Raw genomic sequence first — 14,337 nt, 5'->3', positions numbered from 1 at the left:
GTTACTCGATCGGCGTCCGTCGATTACGCATGTCAGAGCCGCAGTCCGGACACGTGCCCGGCGCCGACGCTCTGACGGTCGTTCCACAATCGAAACACTCGTAGGTCGAGTCCTCTTCGGGATCGAATTTGACGTCTTTCATGGTTGTGCGACGATAGGTGTCGCATTGCGGCGGTCGTCGCGTTAGTATTCTATAAGGGATATTAGGATGAGTGTGATTATTGGATACTGAACGTCACTCTAACCAGGGGGTTCACTATTCAACCGGTTTCGAGAGGTTTGCCGGAAGTCCGAGCTCCTCGAAGAGGACGTCGAAGAGCTTCCGCTGAACAGTCCGGGTGTGACGGTAGAACGCGGCCGGCGAGATGCCGAGCGTCTCCGCGACGTCCTCGCCGGACTTCGCCCGCGGCGATTCGAAGTATCCGCCGTAATAGGCCACCTGGACGACCTCGAGCTGTCGGTCGGTCACCCGATCGAGCAGCGTCGATCGGAGGTCGTGTGCGGACGCTCGATCGACGCTGCGTTTCGACCGCAACTCGACCCGCGAAAAGGCGTTGGACACGACGTTCGCGCTGCTGCGTTCGTCGACGGTGCTGGGGACGTCGACGACGATGCGCGTCCGGTCCGGCGTCGCCTCGACGCTGCGCAACACGGCGCCGTGATCCGCGAGCCGGAGCGCGAGAAACGGCCGGGAGAGGTCGAGGAGGAGGGCGCCGCCGTCGGCCGATTCGTCGTCGCCGTTGACGGTGATCACCCGTACGTCCTCGACGGCGACGAGTTCCGCGGCGGCGGACGCGACGATCGACGGAGGCGTCCCGTCGACGGTTACGAATACGGACGCGCCGTCCTCTCGCTGCCGGACGCCGCCGTCGAACGAGAGCCTGGCATCGACCTCGCGCGCGAGTCGGGCAAAGACGAACCCGTCGTCAGCCACGTCGAACTCGAGGCGCGTCCGGGAGTCGGTCAGGAGGGCGTGTTTGCGCTCGCACGCCGCGATCGCGGAGGCGATCGTCTCGCCGAGTTCCGCGAGGACGGCGCACATCGTCTCGTCGAACGCGTCGGGCCGATCGGCGTAGACCGTCAGGACGCCGTAGGTAAACTCGTCGTACGCGAGGGGGACGCTCACGATCGACTGGTAATCCCGCGCGAGCGCCGCCTCGCGCCACGGCTCCTCGTGGAGTCGATCGACCACGTTCGAGACGACCGTGACCTCGCGGTCGATCGCGGTCGCGACCGACGGCTCGCCGCCGGCCGCGTCACCGTCCGCGAGCGCGAGCGAGACGGCGTCGAGGTAGTCCTGTCCCCGTTCCGTTCCGCTGTGGGCGCTCGACTCGAGGCGATCGGCCGCGGTATCGAGCGCGCCGATCCAGGCGAACGAGAACCGATCGGCCGACGTGAGCCGCTCGCAGACGGCCGTCTCGATCTCCTCGCGGGTTTCGGCGCCGACCAGCGCCTGGTCGATCTCGCGGATGATCTCGTTCATCCGGTCCAGGCGGCTCAGCTGGCGGTTCTGTCGCTTGAGTTCCCGATCGCGTTCGCGCAGCGTCCGCTCGCGGGCGACCCGGTCGAGCGCCGCCTCCGCCGTCGCCGCGAGCAGGTCCGTCACCTCTCGCGTCACCTCGTCGAAGGCGTCGATCTCGGGCGAGCCGGCGACGAAGACCCCGTGATCGCCGAGCGGGACGAACCCAGCGCTTCGCACGTCCGTCGTCGGATCCGACAGCGCCGGCGCGTCGCGAACGTCGCCGAAGAACCGGTGTCCTCCCTCGACGAAGACCCGGCCGGCGATCGTCTCCGCGTTGGCCCGTCTGGACGACAGCGGGCCGTGCAACCGGTCCATCGCCGTCGAGGCGGCGGCCGGCCGCAACACGTTCTCGTCGGTGTCGAAGAGGAACGCGGCGCTGGCCGGGACGTCGAGCACGTCCGTGGTATCCTCGACGATCCGATCGGCGATCTCACGGTCGGTCTCGGCGTAGAGCAGTTCGCGAGCGGTCCGGTGCAACGCGGTCAGCGCCTCCTCGCGGCGCTTTCGCTTCGTGATATCGCGACAGCTGTAGAGGAGCGTCCCGCCCTGGATCGAGACCTCGCGGACGTTGACCAGGAGCGTGTGCTCCCGGCCCGCCTTGTCGGTCGCCGTGCACTCGATGTTGGTGAGCACGCCCGCCGCGGCGAGGCGCTCGCGATCGAACAGGTCCGACGCGAGCAACTCGTCGATCGTCCCCATCTCGCGGATCTCGTCGTCGGTGTAGCCGAAGATGAAGTGGACGTTCGGACAGACGTAGGTGAACTCGCCCTCGTCGTTCGTGATGAGGACGGTGTCGGTCATGTTGTTCAGCGTCACCCGGTGGAGTTCCTCGGATTCGCGGAGTTCCGCCTCGAGGCGGACCCGTTCGGTGACGTCGGTGGCCTGCGCCAGCAGCGACACGATCGCGCCCGATCCGTCTCGAACCGGACGGATCGTCACTTCGAAGGCACGCGGGTCTTCTTCTTCGCCGGATCCGGCGTGGGTCAGTTCCCGGTGAGCGACCGTCCCGTCGGCCGCGCACTCGACCGCGCTCCGGATCGCCGATCGCCCGTCTCTGCTCTCGGGACCGTCCCACCACGGCACGGCCCAGAACCGTCGCCCCTGAACGTCGTCGTCGGTGGCGTCGATCGCCTCGAGCGCGCTCTCGCTGGCCCGGCGAACCCGCCCGTCGGGCTCGAGCACCCACGAGTACGTCTCCGGGTCCGCGAAGATCGCCTCGAGCTGGCGGGCCCGTGCCCTCCGCCGCCGGCGATCGCGACCGCGATCCAGCGCCCGATCGACGGCGGCCGCGAGCGCTTCGAGCCCCTCGTCGCGGGGGACGTACTCGGTGACGTTCGCGGCGACCGCGTCGCTCGCGAGCGACTCGCTCCCGTCGGCTGGCGAGAGCACAACAGGGAGGTCCGGATCGCGCTCGCGGACCGAGTCGAGCACCTCCAGTCCGGTTCCGTCCGGCAATTCGTGTGCGGTCACGAGGCAGTCGATCGATCGCCTGTCGACCGTCTCGATCGCCGCGGCCGCCGTCGGGACGGCGTCGATCGCGTCCGCGGCGTCGGCTTCGAAAGCGCGCTCGCCGTCCCTTCCGAGTCCGACGACGAGGAGCCGGGTCCCGTCGCGGGTCCGTGCGGAAACCATTCGACGTACCTACAGAATGATCCGGATAGAATGCATCGGTTTGCGCCCGCCCGCAATCGAATACCGACAGCCGTTCCCCGTTCGACGCTGTAGGACCCCGTATGCGCGTCGCCGTCACGGTCGACGATCGGGAACCCGCCGGCGTCGCCGCGGCCGTTCGGGCGCATCCCGACGTGTCGGGGGTCGCCGTCGATCGGCTCTCGGCCGGCGACCTCGCCGTCGACGCCGTCGGGATCGAGCGCAAGACGCTTCGGGACTTCGTCAACGGAGTGATGGCCCGGTCCGGCCCCGACCTCTACGATCAGGCCGCCCGACTCGGCGAGGCCTACGACCACGCCTACGTCCTCGTCGAAGGGGACTTCGACGACCTCGAGGCACTGAACACGGGGGTCGATCCGGCGGCGATCCGCGGTTCGATGGCCTCGATCACGGCGCGGCTCTCGATTCCGGTGATCCCCTGTACCGATCGCGCGCGCCTGGTCGACTACGCGATCCGCCTGGCTCGAAAACACGTTGAGGAGCCGTCGGCACGCCGCCTTCCCGTCGGCGCGGTTCCGAGCAAGCGGGAACCGACGACGAAGCGGATGTACGGCTGCATCGACGGAATCGGCCCCGAACTCGCCGCGGCGCTGTACGAGGCGTACCCGACGATCGAGGCCCTGCTCGAGGCGACCCCCGAGGACCTGACGGCGATCGACGGGATCGGCGAGACGCGGGCGCGGACGGTCTACGACGCGGTTCGAACCGCCGGGGCGGAGCGCTGACGGTTCCGGCGATCGCCGACGACCTCGCGTCAGTCGTCCGCCAGCACCGTTCGCATCGGAACCCACTGCGCTTCGGGTTCGACCCGGTCGGCGAGGACGGCGTTCAGGACGGCGCCCAGCAGCAGGCAAAGGCCGCCGAGGTAGACCCACGTGAGGATCAGTAGGATCGCGCCGGCGATCCCGAACAGCGCGACGCTCTCGGAGGTCGCGACGTAGATTCGGAACCCGATCGCCAGCGCGGTCCACGAGAGCGCGGCGAACGCCGTCCCGGGGAGCACCTCCCGGATCGAGACGTCGGACTGGGGAAAGAGGTAGTACATCGGGAGGAACAGTCCGCACAGGAGCGCCGCGAGGAGCAGGCTGCTGGCCGCGGCGGCCGGCACGCCGCTGCTGAGGACCGAGAGGCTCACGCCGACGATGCCGACCAGCGCGACGCCGACCGCGAGCGTCGTCGCGACGAGCGCGGCGTTGAGAACGGTCACGATCGTGACCGTCACGGCGTTGGTAACGTAGGATTGCTCCTCTCTGGCGCCGTAGACGTCGGTGAAGGCGCTGTTGACCGCCTGAAACAGACGAATCGCGCTCCACAGCAAGATGAGGAGTGCCAGGACGGCCGCCCGAATCAAGGCGGCGCTCCCGTCGCCAGTCATCCCCTCTAGCCCGTCGTCCGTCGCCGCGCCCTCGAATCCCGTCGCCGACTCGATCGCTCGGACGAGAGGGTCGAACGCGTCGACGAGCGCGGCGCCGACGAGCAGCAGGATGACGATCGGAACGAGCGTGTTGAACGCGTGGTAGGCGAGGCCCGCGGACGTGACGCTGATCTGGCGTTCGCGGGCGACCGCCGTGACGTCTCGGACGAGCGTGACCAACCCGGGGTCGGCCATATCGGGGTGACGACGGCTCGGCGGAAATCGCTTCGGCCGGCAGTAGTACTCGATTTACCACGCCGCCGAAGTGGAGCGTGCCGGTCGACTCGCACTCACCCCCGCGTCGACGACTCGTCGTGGACGATCGACTGGACGTGGCCGACCACGCCGCTTTTCAGTTCGACTTGCGGTCCCTCGGGCTCGTCCCCGTAGATCGTCCCGATCTCGCCGATGATCGGCTCTCGATCCGTCGATTCGACGTCCTGGTCGCCCTGAACGATCTCGACGGTGAGTCCCTGGCGCAGTTCGTCGGCCGTCGGTCGGTCGTTGGACATGTCCGGTGGTGTGGCGCTGGCGTCGAAAAGGGTGCTGCCTGCAACCGCGTCGATCGCCGTCGCGGCGCGATCGCCGCCGCTCTCGCCGACGATCGCTGCCGATGCTGGCGGAGGAGTCGACCGGTACCGGCGCACGCGACTACCGTTGCGTGATCACGTCGGTGCTCTCGCAGTTGGGACACTGGGTCATCCGACCCAGTTTCGGCACGTCGATCCGCTGCCACTCGTCCGCCCCTCCCGGCGCTTCGAAACCGCAGTTTCGACAGCGCGAGCACCCGATCGTGGCTGATTCGCCTGCCATATCCGGTCTTATGCTATTGAGTCGCATATAAGTTCGTCCTCGACGCAGTCGGTGCAGCGGCCGACCGGCGCAGCGGGCGGCCGGTGCGGTCACTCGTCGGCCGCGGATCGCCCGATCGCGGTTACGCGTCGCTCATCGGTACTCGACCGCCGATCGGGCCGCGATCGGGCGTGACAGGGTTGCGCGTGACATCGGAACGGATCAGTTCGACCCGGGCGACGGCGGTCGGGGGCCGTCGGTCGACGGCCGCGTCCGGTCGGAGATCGCTTCCTCGCGGTGTCGCTTCTCCTCGTACGTGACAACCGGATCCACCGCCTCGCCGCGTTCGAGGGCGTCGAGACGGTCGAAGACGTCGATCGTTCGCTCGCCATCGCGACAGGGCGCGACGTGGACGAGTTCGTCGTCGACGAACTCCGCGAGCGCGATCGTCGGGAGCCGGCGAACGTCGCGTCGCTCGCCCGTGATCGCGGATTCGACGCGGCGCCGTCGGAAAAACGGCTGCAGACTGCGGCCGGTTCGGGCCGCCCACGATTCGAACGTCCGAACCCGGTCCTCGATCTTGCGCAGCTGGGGAATCCGTCGGACGTGCTCGGTCCGTTCGAACTCCGGCCCCCAGCCGTCGACCGTTACCGCGTCGATCGACGGGGCCGACTCGAGGGAGTCGAGCCGCTCGAGTGCGCGTTCGCGAGTCGGTCCCGCGGACGCAGGCGCGAACGACCGGATCCACAACTCCGCCGTCTTCGAACTGGATTGGTGTCCCGACACAGGTGATCTCCGTGGTGGTTGTCTACGAACGCCGTAAAAAGTGTTACGTGAATTATCATTTTCATCGGCGATCGGTTCGTGTCGACCGACCGAGGGCGGACCCGCAGCGATCGGGGAGACGACGCGCTTCGCCGGCGGAGAACGCACACATTCACGGTCGTCGGTCGCCAACCACCGCCGATGACAGTTTCGCGCACCGTCGAACTCGAGGGCCACATCATCGATTCGGGGACGATGGGCGAGTGTTTCGGGATCGTGATGGACATGGGCGGCGAGTTCGAGGTCGAGGAGTTCGAGGTCGGCCGCCACAAACACGCGGAGACGTACTGTCGGATGCGGGTGCTGGCCGACACCGAGGAAACCCTGCGGACGATCGTCCACGAACTCAACCAGCAGGGGGCGACCGTGGCCGATCCCCGCGACGCCACGCTCGAGGCCGCCCCGGAGGACCAGGTCGTGCCCGTCGATTTCTACTCGACGACGAACCACCCGACCTACGTCCGCGTCGAGGGCCGGTGGGTCGAAGTCGAGGACATCGAGATGGACTGCGCCCTGGTGGTCGAACCGAGCGGCGAGGGCGGGGACGATCCCCGCGTCTTCACGAAAGTCCTCAACGCCGTCGAGGAGGGCGATCTCGTCGTCACCGGCGAAACGGGCATTCGCGTCGAACCGCCGGAACGACCGCGCAACGGCAGCGGGTCGTTCGGCTTCATGCAGGGCGGCGTTTCGAGCGAACGCCCGTCGGCCTCGCTGATCGAGGAGATTGCCGACGAGATGCGCGAGGTTCGGAAGGGCGAGGGGACCGTGCTCGTCGTCTGCGGCCCGGCGATCGTCCACTCCGGCGGTCGCGACGCCCTCGCGGAGCTCGTCGGCGCGGGCTACGTCGACGCGCTGTCCGCCGGCAACGGGTTCGCCGTCCACGACCTGGAGCGGGACCTGTACGGCACGTCGCTCGGCGTCGACACCGAGTCGCTCGAACACCCGCGGAAGGGGCACAAACACCACATTTACACGATCAGCGAGATCGTCCGCGTCGGCGGCATCGCGGAGGCCGTCGAGGCGGGCATCGTCGACGAGGGGGTGATGTACGAGTGCGTCCGAAACGACGTTCCGTACGTCCTCGCGGGCTCGATCCGCGACGACGGCCCGCTTCCAGACACGATCACCGACGCGATCGAGGCCCAGAACGCGATCCGCGAACAAGCCCACGAGGCGGACCTCGTGCTCATGCTCTCGACGCTGTTGCACTCGGTCGCCGTCGGCAACTGTCTGCCGTCGACGACGAAGACCGTCTGCGTCGACATCAACCCCGCCACCGTCACCCAGTTGCTCGACCGGGGGAGCGCGCAGGCGATCGGGCTTGTCACCGACATTGGAACGTTCATCCCGATGCTGCGCGACGAACTGCTCGCGTAGCGGGGCCGCGATCGACTGCGGGCGGCGGAACTCGTTCGACGGCGAGAGAGTTACCCACACTAGTGAGGGGGAGGCCTTTTATATACAATTGTCGTAGCACCGACATCCCGCCGTCGACGGTGGTGAGGTCGAGAATGGAACAGGAACACATCGACGCAGGCAAGGCGATCCAGAAACGGACCGGGAGGACCTTCTACCTCGCGACCCGGTTCCTTCCGGAGCGGGTCCGCAACGCGACCCACGTCCTCTACGCGTTTTTTCGCATCGCGGACGAAATAGTCGACGACCCCGCCGGGCGCTCGCCTGCGGAGCAGCGGGCAGAGCTCGAGCGCCTCCGCGCCGAGGCATTCGGAGAGGCCGAGCCGAACGACCCCGTCCTCGACGCGTTCCAGGAACTCCGAGAGCGGTACGGCATCGCCGACGCGGAGGTCGACGCGTTCGTCGACGCGATGGCGGCCGACATCGACACGCACCGGTACGAAACCTACGACGAACTCGAGTCGTACATGCGCGGCTCGGCCGCGGCCGTCGGCGTGATGATGACCGCGATCATGGAACCGGCGGCGAAGGAGGCGGCGCTCCCCCACGCCGTTAAACTCGGCGAAGCCTTCCAGATGACGAACTTCCTGCGGGACGTCCGCGAGGACGTCGTCGATCGCGATCGGATCTACCTCCCCCGAGAGACGTTGCGCGCCCACGGCGTCCCGGACGACCAGATCGAGCGCCTCGAGTACTCGGAGTCGTTCGCAGCGGCGATGGCCGACGAACTCGGTCGGACCGAGGACCTCTACCGGGAGGGCGTCGCGGGAATCCGGTACCTACCCGAAGACTGTCAGCTTCCGGTTCTGCTCGCGGCCGTCCTCTACGCCGAACACCACTCGCTTATCCGCGACCGCGACTACGACGTGCTCTCCTCGGAGCCGTCGCTGTCGACGACGCGGAAACTCCGATGTCTCGTGAAAACCCGCTGGCGCTGGCACTGGAACCGCGACCCCGAGGCGGTGTTCCGACGCGTCTCCGCCGTTCCGACGGCCGACGATCTGGACCGCCACAGCCCCAGTCCGGGCGAGCGCGTGCCGACCCGGTAGCGCAGGCGTCGCGATCGGCCGCCGGTTCGATCTGCCTCACCTCCGGTCGACCCTCGGTGCTGTGACCCCTGCGGCTATGGCCCCCCGCGATATCGTGGACATCGGTTCCTCGACTCTGAGCGACAGTCACTGATGACGCGAAGTACGAACCACAGCGGCTGCTCGCTTCAATCGCCGTGGCCGAATAGCCGAGGGACGACTCAGTTCCGCCGCCCGGTTCCCGGAAGCGCCGCCGAGAGCAGATCGCGATCGTACCGATCCGTGCTGAACAGGGCGAGACAGAGCAGGCCGGCGACGCCAGCGGCGAGCCAGTTCCCGTACAGGACGTTGATCGTCCCCCACAGCAGGACGAAGCTCACCAGGTCGTCGAGGACGAACTCGCAGCTTCGAACGCGTTCGACCAGCGCCGTCCGATCGAACGTGAGGTCGATGAGGACGACGGCGACCGTTCCCGAGAGCAGCCAGCCGAAATAGTTCGAGAGGGGAACGCCGTAGTACCCGCCTGGCGGGACGTACGCCCAGAAGCCGATCGCGACGGCCGCGGGATCGAGGACGAGGTCGATCCCGACGACGGCGACGATCGCGCTCGCGAGGCGAACCGCGGGGTTGGCCGCCCGCTCTCGCAGCACGAGCAGCGTGAGCAGGTAGGCGTTCACCGCCAGCGGAACGAAAAACAGCGGCAGCGCCAGCGGCACCTCGCCGAACAGCATCGGACCCAGCTGGATCCCGTACTCGAACGCGCCGTAGGGCCAGCCCGTCCGCACGCCGACGACCTCGATCGCGTACGTGTAGACCGTCAGCGCGGCGAGCCAGCCCAGGACCCGCCGATCGATTCGCGGCAACAGGCCGACGATCAGCGGCGAGCGCATGACCAGCGTCCCGAACAGGATCACCAGCGGGTTGTAGGCGAGCGGCGCCGGCAGCAGGCTCTCGGCGCTCGCCACCAGCGATACCGCACCGACGATCGGGAACACCACGGCGATCGTGAACCGATTCTCGCGGACGAGCGCCTCCAGGTCCCGCTGAACGGCGGTTCGCGACCACTCGCGGGATCGTACGGTCGGTAGGTTATCCATAGACCAGCCTCCAGAGGCCGCCCATCGTCAGCGCCGCGCCGACGACCGCGTTGATCGCCGGGAACCACCAGTAGGCCCGATCGACGGCCACGTTCGCCGCCGCGATCGCCGCCACGAGAACGGGGTAGACGAGCATGAGCGCGCCCAGCCGGTAATCGAGCGCGCCGAAGGCGGCGGCGCTGGCGAGCCAGCACGCGCCGCAGTAGGCGTATGTCCGTCGCTCGCCGAGCACCGTCGCGGTCGTCCGGATTCCCGTCTCTCGATCGGGGTCGATGTCGGGGATCGCCGAGAACGTGTGCATCCCCATCGCCCACAGCCAGCCGCCCGCGATCGCGAGCGGCGGCGGCTGTGCGCCCGCCACGGCTGCGAAGGCCGCCGCGCCGGGCGTGATGTACAGCCCGTTCGAGACCGAATCGAGCGGCGGCCTCGTCTTGAATCGGACCGGCGGGGCGCTGTAGGCGGCGCCGAGGACGAGAAACGCCGCGAGCCAGGGCCACGCCGGCGCCGGGATGGCGGGAAGGACCAGCAGCGGCAGCAGTGCGCAGATTGCGACGGCGACGGGAACCGATCGCTGTCCCCGGTACCGGGCCTCTCGCTCCTCCTTCTTGGGGTTTGCCGCGTCGATCTCGCGGTCGAAGACGTCGTTGATCCCGTAGAGGAAGACGTTCGCCGGGAGGAGGAAGTACGCGAACAGGAGGATCGCCGCCGGCGCGAACAGGTCGCCGACGCTGTCGGCGGCGTACGCGACGCCGACGAGGACGGGTCCAGCCAGGTAGAGCCAGAATCGAGGCCGCGAGAGGGCCAGGAGGTATGAGAGCCGTTGGATCGGGCGCGATTCGCCCCTGCTCGCGGGCCGCGCTTCCGGCCCTGTCCCCGACTCCGATCCCGGTCCGGGGTCCGAACGCCCGTCGGAGCGCGACTCCGAGTTCTCGGTCATGGCGATCGCTCACCGGCGACCGATCGCCGGTTCGGGTTTCCCGTAGTCCTCGAGGACCTTCTCGGCGGTCAACTCGCCGCTGATGAGACACATCGGCACACCGATTCCGGGTGTCGTGTACGACCCCGTGAAGTAGAGTCCGTCGACCGCCTTCGATCGGTGGGGTGGCCGGAAGAGGGAGGTCTGCCGGAGCGTGTGCGCCATGCCGAGTGCGGTCCCCCGGAAGCTGTTGTACCGATCGGCGAAGTCCTCGATGCAGAACGTCTCCTCGACGACGATCCGATCGCGCAGATCGGTGCCGGTGTGTTCGGCGATATCCTTGAGGATCTGTTCCCGGTACTCGCGGCGCTGCTCGGGCGTGTCCTCGAGGCCGGGCGCGATCGGAACCAGAACGAACAGGTTGCTGTGGCCCTCGGGCGCCACCGAATCGTCGGTTTCGGAGGGGACACAGAGGTAGTAGGCCGGGTCGTCGGGCCACTGCGGATCTTCGAAGATCTGATCGAAGTGCTCCTCCCAGTCGGTCGGGAGGACGAGCGTGTGGTGTGCCAGATTCTCGACGTCGCCCTCGACGCCGAAGTAGAGCAGGAACGCGGAGGGGGCGTACGTTCGGGACTCCCAGTAGTCGGCGTCGTAGCCGCGGCGTTCGGGCGGCAGCAGCTCCTGTTCCGTGTGGGCGTAGTCGGCGTTGCTGACCACGAGATCCGACCGGAGCGGGCCGTCCGTCGTCTCGACGAGAAACGCCCCCTGGCGGCCCTTGATCGCGGTCGCCGGCCGATCCGTATTGTACTCGACGCCGAGTTCGCGGCCGAGATCGGCGATGCCGTCGATGACGCCGGCCAGTCCGTTCTCGGGGTACCAGACGCCGAGGTTGAAGTCGACGTGGCTCATCAGGTTGTACAGCGCCGGCGTGTTCGTCGGGGAGCCCCCGAGGAAGACCAGCGTATACTGCATTATCTGCTGCAACTTGGGGTGGTCGAAGTAATTCTCCACGTGTCCCTGCATCGACCCGAGCAACGAGAGACCGCGGGCCTGCCTCGCCACGTCCGGATCGAGGTAGTCCCGCAGTCGGGTCCGGTCCTCGTAGACGAAGTGCTGCATCCCGACCTCGTAGTTCTCCCGCGACTTCGCGAGATACCGCTCAAGGGCCTCGCCCGCGCCCGCTTCGTACTGCTCGAAGAGTTCTTTCGTCCGATCGAGGTCGGGCGTGATATCGACCCTGTCCCCGTGTGTTCGCGGGCCGTCTCGCGGCCCTGCCGTCTCGTTCGCAGAACTCCGTCCCGCGCTATCTTTGAAGAAGATCCGGTAGTGCGGATCGAGGTGCGTGAGGCCGTAGTACTCGGTCGGCGTCCGATCGAACTCGGCGAAGAACCGCTCGAAGACGTCGGGCATCAGGTACCACGACGGGCCCATATCGAAGCGGAACCCGTCCCGTTCGAGCCGACTCGCGCGGCCGCCCAGCTGTTCGTTCTTCTCGATCACCCGCACGTCGGCACCCGCGTCGGCGAGGTAACAGGCCGTCGAGAGCCCGCCGACCCCGGCGCCGATCACCACGACCGACGCTCCGGCCAGCGATTGCATACCCGAACCAACGTGGCGGACCATTGAAAAACATGTGACGTACTTACGTAGGGTTCCGGGGTGCAGCGGCCGCCGATCGCTCGATCGGTCGCCCGGTGTAGGGCCGAGACCGAGCGGCTCCGCCCCTCCAGGTCGCATCGCCCTCAAAGCCAAACGCTTAGTCCGTTCCGCGTTTCGGTCCCGACAATGAGCGATCAGGAGCAGCCCGAACGCGTCGGCGCGGACGCCGCCGAGCGGGAGTCCGACGGACCGCCCGACCAGGCCGAGGCGGTCCGTGAGGCGGTCGAGCGATCGCGCCACGGCGCGCCCGCGGTCGGATCTGTCGTCCCCGATCGGTTCTCCTCCGACGAAGTCTTTCAGCGAATCATCGCGGACGCGGACGAGGAGGTGACCTCGGGAAACCGGGAGCTATTCTTCAGCGGCCTCGCCGCCGGCTTCGCGATTACGATCACGTTCCTGCTGTACGCGTCGCTGTACGGGTCGACCGACGGCCATCCGATCTTGAGTTACCTGCTGTATCCGCTCGGGTTCATCTACATCATCATCGGCGGCTACCAGCTGTACACCGAGAACACGCTCCCGCCGGTCGCCCTGACGATCGAGCGGCTGGTCAGCCTTCCCGCGCTGCTCCGTCACTGGGTCATCGTGCTCGCGGGGAACTTCACCGGCGGCGCCCTCGGCGCGATCGCGCTCACCTGGGGCGGCGTGTTTGACCAATCGGCCGAGGAGGCGGCGCTGTCGATCGCCCGGCACGGCATCGAGACGCCGTGGTGGGACCTGTTCTTTAAGGGCGCGTTCGCCGGCCTGATCGTCGCCGGCGTCGTCTGGGTCACCTTCGCCTCTCGGGATACGGTCTCCCGGCTCCTCGTCGTCTACCTCGCGTTCCTCGCGATCCCGGTCGGGAACCTCTTTCACGTCGTCGTCTCGTTCACCGAGATGGTCTATCTCGTCCTCGGTGACAACCTGAACCCGTTCGTCGGGATGACCGAGTTCGTCCTCCCCGTACTGCTCGGGAACACGCTCGGGGGAGTCATCCTCGTAACGGTCGTCAACTACTACCAGACGAGCGAGGAGCGACTCGAAGCCGCGCGCTTCGGCGGGGTCGAACGGAAACTCTCGATCAGCGAGTGGCTGTTCGGGGGGTTCGTCGGTCGCTCTTACGTCCCGCTGGTCGATACCGCCGAGCGAACCGCGGCCGCGGCCGAAGAAGGCGCCTACCGGGTGCTGGTTCCGATCGCCAACCCGCGAACCGAGTCGCGGCTCGTGCAGTTGGCGGCGACGCTCGCGAGCGAACGCGAAGACGCGGTGATCCACGTCGTCCACATCGTGCAGGTTCCCGATCGGCCGTCGGCCGCCGGCCCCGGGCAGCGCGGTCGAATCGTCGCGGAGTCCGAGAACCTGCTGGAGGACGTCGCGGAATCGATCGCCGACTACGACGTCGAGACCGAGACCTCGACGGTGGTCTCCCACCGATCGTTCGAGGACATCTTCACGACCGCCGAGCGGCAACACGCCGACCTCGTCGTCATCGGCTGGGACGCGAATCACCTGTGGGGGGCCGCTCGCGCCGAACGCCCGATCAACGAACTCACCAGTCAACTCCCCTGTGACTTCCTGGTGTTCAAGGATCGCGGCATGGACGCCTCGCGGATTCTCCTGCCGACCGCCGGGGGGCCGGATTCCGATCTGAGCGCCGAAGTCGCCCGGACCCTTCGCACGATGCACGGCTCGGACGTCTCGCTCCTGCACGTCGTCGACGGGCCCGACGAGCGCGCGGCCGGCAAACGCTTCCTCGCCGACTGGGCCGCCGATCACGACCTGGAGAACGCCGACCTCATCGTCGACGACTCGGGCGACGTCGAAGGAGCGATCTGTCGCGCGGCGGGCGACCACACGCTGATGCTGATCGGCGCGAGCGAGCGCGGGTTGCTCTCGCGACTCGTCACCGGCTCGCTGCACCTGGACGTCATCACCGACGTCGACTGTTCCGTCCTGCTCGCCGAACGCCCGAGCAAGCGCAGCCTGTTCCGACGGCTGTTCGGGCGTCGGTAGCGGTC

13 protein-coding genes are annotated in these 14,337 nt (G+C 67.7%); 4 read left to right on the top strand and 9 right to left on the bottom strand.

Features of this window, described 5'->3' with window-relative positions:
- Nucleotide 1: 1 nt before the first annotated feature.
- On the bottom strand, nucleotides 2-142 hold the full coding sequence (locus MUH00_RS03325) for a rubrerythrin-like domain-containing protein (RefSeq protein ID WP_247002350.1): 141 nt from the start codon (nucleotides 140-142) through the stop codon (nucleotides 2-4).
- 114 nt (nucleotides 143-256) lie between these two features.
- Nucleotides 257-3,154: a bacterio-opsin activator domain-containing protein gene (locus tag MUH00_RS03320; RefSeq protein WP_247002349.1), complete on the bottom strand. Its 2,898-nt coding sequence runs from the start codon at nucleotides 3,152-3,154 to the stop codon at nucleotides 257-259.
- A 101-nt stretch (nucleotides 3,155-3,255) separates the two neighbouring features.
- On the opposite strand from MUH00_RS03320, the gene MUH00_RS03315 reads away from it, so the two are divergent.
- Nucleotides 3,256-3,918, top strand: coding sequence for an ERCC4 domain-containing protein (locus MUH00_RS03315; protein ID WP_247002348.1), 663 nt, complete (start codon nucleotides 3,256-3,258; stop codon nucleotides 3,916-3,918).
- A gap of 29 nt (nucleotides 3,919-3,947) precedes the next feature.
- On the opposite strand, the gene MUH00_RS03310 is transcribed toward MUH00_RS03315, so the two are convergent.
- The 4 genes from MUH00_RS03310 to MUH00_RS03295 all read right to left on the bottom strand — a co-directional run bounded on the left by MUH00_RS03310 (nucleotide 3,948) and on the right by MUH00_RS03295 (nucleotide 6,185).
- Complete coding sequence (locus MUH00_RS03310; RefSeq protein WP_247002347.1) at nucleotides 3,948-4,802, bottom strand: YihY/virulence factor BrkB family protein; 855 nt, start codon at nucleotides 4,800-4,802, stop codon at nucleotides 3,948-3,950.
- A gap of 95 nt (nucleotides 4,803-4,897) precedes the next feature.
- Nucleotides 4,898-5,119, bottom strand: coding sequence for a DUF2196 domain-containing protein (locus tag MUH00_RS03305; RefSeq protein WP_247002346.1), 222 nt, complete (start codon nucleotides 5,117-5,119; stop codon nucleotides 4,898-4,900).
- A gap of 139 nt (nucleotides 5,120-5,258) precedes the next feature.
- Nucleotides 5,259-5,420: a hypothetical protein gene (locus MUH00_RS03300; RefSeq protein ID WP_247002345.1), complete on the bottom strand. Its 162-nt coding sequence runs from the start codon at nucleotides 5,418-5,420 to the stop codon at nucleotides 5,259-5,261.
- Nucleotides 5,421-5,621: 201 nt separating this feature from the next.
- Complete coding sequence (locus MUH00_RS03295; RefSeq protein ID WP_247002344.1) at nucleotides 5,622-6,185, bottom strand: HTH domain-containing protein; 564 nt, start codon at nucleotides 6,183-6,185, stop codon at nucleotides 5,622-5,624.
- Nucleotides 6,186-6,365: 180 nt separating this feature from the next.
- Between MUH00_RS03295 and MUH00_RS03290 the strand changes: the two genes are divergently transcribed.
- Both MUH00_RS03290 and MUH00_RS03285 read left to right on the top strand, forming a co-directional pair.
- Nucleotides 6,366-7,601: an ornithine cyclodeaminase, nickel-pincer nucleotide-dependent gene (locus MUH00_RS03290; protein ID WP_247002343.1), complete on the top strand. Its 1,236-nt coding sequence runs from the start codon at nucleotides 6,366-6,368 to the stop codon at nucleotides 7,599-7,601.
- A gap of 134 nt (nucleotides 7,602-7,735) precedes the next feature.
- On the top strand, nucleotides 7,736-8,689 hold the full coding sequence (locus MUH00_RS03285; RefSeq protein WP_247002342.1) for a phytoene/squalene synthase family protein: 954 nt from the start codon (nucleotides 7,736-7,738) through the stop codon (nucleotides 8,687-8,689).
- A gap of 200 nt (nucleotides 8,690-8,889) precedes the next feature.
- Here the strand turns inward: MUH00_RS03285 and cruF are convergent, their stop codons facing one another.
- Genes cruF through MUH00_RS03270 form a run of 3 tightly spaced genes read right to left on the bottom strand, consistent with a single transcriptional unit; the run spans nucleotide 8,890 to nucleotide 12,304 of the window.
- Nucleotides 8,890-9,765: a bisanhydrobacterioruberin hydratase gene (gene cruF, locus MUH00_RS03280; RefSeq protein WP_247002341.1), complete on the bottom strand. Its 876-nt coding sequence runs from the start codon at nucleotides 9,763-9,765 to the stop codon at nucleotides 8,890-8,892.
- A complete protein-coding gene (locus MUH00_RS03275) occupies nucleotides 9,758-10,702 on the bottom strand; it encodes a prenyltransferase (protein WP_425603038.1) in 945 nt (314 codons plus the stop codon). The genes cruF and MUH00_RS03275 overlap by 8 nt, the downstream gene beginning before the upstream one ends.
- Before the next feature lie 9 nt (nucleotides 10,703-10,711).
- Nucleotides 10,712-12,304 carry a phytoene desaturase family protein gene (locus MUH00_RS03270; protein WP_345780921.1) on the bottom strand — a complete coding sequence of 531 codons (1,593 nt, stop codon included), beginning with the start codon at nucleotides 12,302-12,304 and terminating at the stop codon, nucleotides 10,712-10,714.
- 162 nt (nucleotides 12,305-12,466) lie between these two features.
- On the opposite strand from MUH00_RS03270, the gene MUH00_RS03265 reads away from it, so the two are divergent.
- Nucleotides 12,467-14,332 carry a formate/nitrite transporter family protein gene (locus tag MUH00_RS03265; RefSeq protein ID WP_247002339.1) on the top strand — a complete coding sequence of 622 codons (1,866 nt, stop codon included), beginning with the start codon at nucleotides 12,467-12,469 and terminating at the stop codon, nucleotides 14,330-14,332.
- Nucleotides 14,333-14,337: the final 5 nt, after the last annotated feature.

Source organism: Halosolutus gelatinilyticus, from assembly GCF_023028105.1.
Lineage (GTDB): Archaea > Halobacteriota > Halobacteria > Halobacteriales > Natrialbaceae > Halosolutus > Halosolutus gelatinilyticus.
Note: the sequence above shows the minus strand (reverse complement) of the source record. Positions and strands in the feature narration are given on the sequence as shown.

What these genes read in the sequence shown, in the direction of transcription:
- MUH00_RS03265 (WP_247002339.1), top strand. Translation starts at nt 12,467, where the DNA reads ATGAGCGATCAGGAGCAGCCCGAACGCGTCGGCGCGGACGCCGCCGAG.
- MUH00_RS03310 (WP_247002347.1), bottom strand. Translation starts at nt 4,802, where the DNA reads ATGGCCGACCCCGGGTTGGTCACGCTCGTCCGAGACGTCACGGCGGTC.
- MUH00_RS03315 (WP_247002348.1), top strand. Translation starts at nt 3,256, where the DNA reads ATGCGCGTCGCCGTCACGGTCGACGATCGGGAACCCGCCGGCGTCGCC.
- MUH00_RS03275 (WP_425603038.1), bottom strand. Translation starts at nt 10,702, where the DNA reads ATGACCGAGAACTCGGAGTCGCGCTCCGACGGGCGTTCGGACCCCGGA.
- MUH00_RS03285 (WP_247002342.1), top strand. Translation starts at nt 7,736, where the DNA reads ATGGAACAGGAACACATCGACGCAGGCAAGGCGATCCAGAAACGGACC.
- MUH00_RS03305 (WP_247002346.1), bottom strand. Translation starts at nt 5,119, where the DNA reads ATGTCCAACGACCGACCGACGGCCGACGAACTGCGCCAGGGACTCACC.
- MUH00_RS03300 (WP_247002345.1), bottom strand. Translation starts at nt 5,420, where the DNA reads ATGGCAGGCGAATCAGCCACGATCGGGTGCTCGCGCTGTCGAAACTGC.
- cruF (WP_247002341.1), bottom strand. Translation starts at nt 9,765, where the DNA reads ATGGATAACCTACCGACCGTACGATCCCGCGAGTGGTCGCGAACCGCC.
- MUH00_RS03320 (WP_247002349.1), bottom strand. Translation starts at nt 3,154, where the DNA reads ATGGTTTCCGCACGGACCCGCGACGGGACCCGGCTCCTCGTCGTCGGA.
- MUH00_RS03325 (WP_247002350.1), bottom strand. Translation starts at nt 142, where the DNA reads ATGAAAGACGTCAAATTCGATCCCGAAGAGGACTCGACCTACGAGTGT.
- MUH00_RS03270 (WP_345780921.1), bottom strand. Translation starts at nt 12,304, where the DNA reads ATGGTCCGCCACGTTGGTTCGGGTATGCAATCGCTGGCCGGAGCGTCG.
- MUH00_RS03290 (WP_247002343.1), top strand. Translation starts at nt 6,366, where the DNA reads ATGACAGTTTCGCGCACCGTCGAACTCGAGGGCCACATCATCGATTCG.